Raw genomic sequence first — 3,592 nt, 5'->3', positions numbered from 1 at the left:
CGGACGTCCTGCGCCGCCAGGTGCTCTACGGCGACCTGCGCAGCGGCGCGCTGCCCGCCGAGGCCGAGCTCGTCCGCGAGTTCGGCGCGTCCCGCAACACCGTCCGGGAGGCCCTCGCGCTGCTGCGCGCCGAGGGGCTCATCGAGCGCTGTCCCGGCGTCGGCACGCACGCGGTCGCCGAGAAGTACCCGCACGGGCTGGAGCGGCTGCTCGGCCTCGCCGAGACGCTGCGCGAGCACGGCGAGGTCGCCAACGAGGTGCGGCTGACCGGGCTGATCACCCCGTCCCGCGAGATCTCCTCCCGGCTCGGCACGCCCGGCGGCGAGCCGGTCGTCTACATCGAGCGGATCCGGCGGCTGAACGGGCTGCCGCTCTCCCTCGACCTCACCTACATCCCGCGCGACCTCGGCGAGCCGCTGCTGGCCGAGGACCTGGTCCGCAACGACATCTTCGTGCTGCTCGAACGCATCGCCGGGCAGCCGCTCGGCCGCGCCGAGGTGATGCTCGAGGCGGTCAACGCCGACCCGCACTCCGCCGCGACTCTCGACGCCCCGCGCGGCGCCGCCCTGCTGATGCTCGAACGCCTCACCCACCTATCGGACGGGCGCCCCGTGGACCTGGAGTTCATCCGCTTCCGCGGCGACCGGATCACGATGAGCGGCTCCATGAGCCGCGCCTGACCCTCCTCCCGGCCGCCCCGGCCGGTGCCGCGCAGCGCCGCGCGGCGAGTCCCGCATGCCCGCACACCCTGGAGGACCCATGTCCCTCGTGGAGAACCGCGCCGACGTCCCCGTGACGGTGGACGAGTCGCTCTGCATCGACGGCTGCACGCTGTGCATCGACGTGTGCCCGCTGGACGCCCTCGCCGTCCACCCGGAGACCGGCAAGGCGTACATGCACGTCGACGAGTGCTGGTACTGCGGGCCGTGCGCCGACCGGTGCCCGACCGGGGCCGTGACCATCGACATGCCCTACCTGCTGCGCTGAAGGAATCCGATGAACGCGATGAAGACGACGCTGGCCGCGGCGGCCGCCCTCCTCCCGCTCGCGGCCGGCTGCACGGTGGCCGGGAACGCCGCCGGCGGCGGGGGCTCGGGGCAGATCGTCGTGGGGTACCAGTCCAAGACCATCAACACCGTCACCGCCGGGACGCTGCTGCGCTCGCTCGGCTACTTCGAGAAGCGGCTGAAGGCGCTCGGGCAGCAGGACGGCACGGAGTACTCGGTGGTGTGGCGCGACTACGACACCGGCGCGCCGATCACCGCGCAGATGCTCGCCGGGAAGATCGACATCGGCTCGATGGGCGACTACCCACTGCTGATCAACGGGTCGCGGGCGCAGGCGCAGGGCGGCGACGCGAAGACGTCGTGGGTGTCGGTGACCGGCTACAACATGCGCGGCTCGCTGAACGGCGTCGTCGTCGCCCCGGGCTCGAAGGCGAGGACGCTGCGCGACCTCAAGGGGAAGACGGTCTCGACGAGCGTCGGCTCGGCCGGGCACGGCACGTTCGTCCAGGCGGCCCGCAAGTACGGGCTGGATCCCGCCAAGGACGTGAAGATCGAGAACCAGCAGCCCACGGTGGGCGCGTCGGCGCTGCAGGCGGGGAGCGCCGCCGCGTTCGCGCAGTTCGTCGCCTGGCCCGGCCTGCTGGTGAACAAGGGGCAGGCACGGCTGCTCTATGACGGCGGCCAGTTGGACGTGCCGACGTTCCACGGCGTGGTGGTGCGCAACCAGTTCGCCGAGAAGAACGGCAAGGTGCTGGACGCGTTCCTGCGCGCGCAGATCGACGCGACGACCTACCTGCACCAGCATCCCCTGGAAGCGGCCGAGTCGGTGGCGTCCACCACCGGGCTGCCCGCCGAGACCGTCTACCTCTACAACGGCGCGGGCGGTGTCGCCACCTTCGACCCGACTATCAAGCAGGGGCTGAAGGACGCGTTCGTGCATGACGTCCCGTTCCTGAAGTCGATCGGGGTCATCCAGACGCCCCTGGAAGTGGGGCCCTTCATCAACGACGCCTACATCAGGAAGGCGTACGGCGCGTCCTACGACCACGACGCCGCGTCCACCGCCAACCCGGCCGCCATCACCGGGGCCGACGAGGTGTGCAAGACCCAGGTGGACGACCCGAAGACCGCAGGTGAGGTGTGGGTGCAGGGCGAGGAGAGGACGCGGCCTGTCGCCGACCCGGTCTGCCTGCTGAAGAACGTGCGCGCGCTGCAGGGGCAGGGGAAGAAGCTCCGGGCCGTCTACATCCCCGACGCCACGACCGGCACCCGCTGGTTCGCCGACAAGGACGTTTGGGTCGAGGACCCGTCGGCCAAGGCGGACCAGCGATTCAAGCCGTTCGCGACGGACGAGGGTGCGCGCAAGTACATCGCCGCGCACTCCGGCGCCAAGGTCGTCACCTACGACGAGGCGGTGAAGAGCGCGTGAGCCGCCTCCTCCGCTGGCCCGTTCGCGCCGCGTCCATCCTCGCCGCGCTCGCGGTGTGGCAGCTGCTCACCGCCGCGAACGTCCGGCTGTGGGTCCGGTTCGACCGGTTTCCCGGCCCGGCCGACGTGCTGCACGAGTTCGGGCGTCAGGTCGAGCACGCGCAGTACTGGCAGGACGTCGCGCAGAGCCTCGTCCGCATCCTCACCGGGTTCGCGCTCGCCGCCGTCCTCGGCGTCGCGGCGGGCGTCGCGACCGCCCGGTCGCGGTGGGCGGGCGACCTGCTGCAGCCGCTGTTCGAGGTCGCCCGGCCGATCCCGGCGATCGCGCTGGTGCCGGTCGCGATCCTGCTGTTCCCCGCGAACGAGCAGGGCATCGTGTTCATCACCTTCGCCGCCGCGTTCTTCCCCGTCCTGGTCGGCACCCGGCACGCGGTGAAGGCCCTGCCGGTCGTGTGGGAGGACGCCGTCCGCACGCTCGGCGGCAGCCGCCTCCGGGTGCTGCTCCAGGTCGTCCTGCCGGGGATCCTGCCGGGCGTGTTCGGCGGCCTGTCCATCGGGATGGGCGTCGCGTGGATCTGCGTGATCTCCGCTGAGATGATCTCCGGCGACTTCGGCGTCGGCTACCGCACCTGGCAGGCGTACACGATCGTCGACTACCCCGGCGTGCTCGTCGGGATGGCCACCATCGGGCTGCTCGGCTACCTCACCTCCGCCGCCGTGGAGCTGACCGGCCGCCGGCTGACCCGCTGGCTGCCGAGGGAGGACCGGTCATGAAGGGCCTCGAACTGCGGGCCGAGGACGTCACGCTCGGCTACGGCGGCCGGGCCGTCGTCACCGGCCTCGACCTGACCGCCGGGGCCGGGGAGATCCTCGCCGTGCTCGGCCCGTCCGGCTGCGGGAAGTCGACGCTGCTGCGCGCGTTCGCCGGGCTGCTGCCCGCCGCGTCCGGGCGCGTCCTCGCCGGCGGCGAGCCCGTCACCGGGCCGTCCGCCGACCGGGCGCTGATGTTCCAGGACGACGCGCTGCTGCCGTGGCGGACCGCGCGCCGCAACGTCGAGCTGGCGCTGTCGCTGCGCGGCGTGCGGCGGGCGGAGCGGCGCGCCGAGGCGGACCGCTGGCTGGCCCGCGTCGGCCTCGGCGACGCCGCCGGGCGGCTG

5 protein-coding genes are annotated in these 3,592 nt (G+C 72.7%); all 5 read left to right on the top strand.

From position 1 onward, the window contains the following. Nucleotides 1-680, top strand: a 680-nt coding sequence (locus tag F9B16_RS49750) for a GntR family transcriptional regulator (RefSeq protein ID WP_151547244.1), incomplete at its 5' end; no start/stop codon positions are given. Nucleotides 681-759: 79 nt separating this feature from the next. After that, nucleotides 760-987 carry a 4Fe-4S dicluster domain-containing protein gene (locus F9B16_RS49745; RefSeq protein ID WP_151547243.1) on the top strand — a complete coding sequence of 76 codons (228 nt, stop codon included), beginning with the start codon at nt 760-762 and terminating at the stop codon, nt 985-987. A gap of 9 nt (nt 988-996) precedes the next feature. After that, nucleotides 997-2,436 (top strand): ABC transporter substrate-binding protein, encoded by a 1,440-nt coding sequence (locus tag F9B16_RS49740; RefSeq protein ID WP_225992674.1) that lies wholly within the window; start codon nt 997-999, stop codon nt 2,434-2,436. Beyond that, the gene (locus F9B16_RS49735) at nt 2,433-3,209 is read left to right on the top strand and encodes an ABC transporter permease (RefSeq protein ID WP_151547242.1); all 777 of its coding nucleotides are present in this window, start codon (nt 2,433-2,435) and stop codon (nt 3,207-3,209) included. Before F9B16_RS49740 ends, F9B16_RS49735 begins: the two co-directional genes overlap by 4 nt. After that, nucleotides 3,206-3,592: ATP-binding cassette domain-containing protein (locus F9B16_RS49730; RefSeq protein WP_151547241.1), on the top strand; the 387-nt coding region annotated here is incomplete at its 3' end. The genes F9B16_RS49735 and F9B16_RS49730, both read left to right, overlap by 4 nt.

Origin of the sequence: Actinomadura montaniterrae (genome assembly GCF_008923365.1) — a bacterium.
GTDB lineage: Bacteria > Actinomycetota > Actinomycetes > Streptosporangiales > Streptosporangiaceae > Spirillospora > Spirillospora montaniterrae.
This window is presented reverse-complemented; position numbering and strand designations above follow the sequence as displayed.

Coding starts and splice junctions, on each gene's coding strand:
- F9B16_RS49745 (WP_151547243.1), top strand. CDS start 760: ATGTCCCTCGTGGAGAACCGCGCCGACGTCCCCGTGACGGTGGACGAG.
- F9B16_RS49740 (WP_225992674.1), top strand. CDS start 997: ATGAACGCGATGAAGACGACGCTGGCCGCGGCGGCCGCCCTCCTCCCG.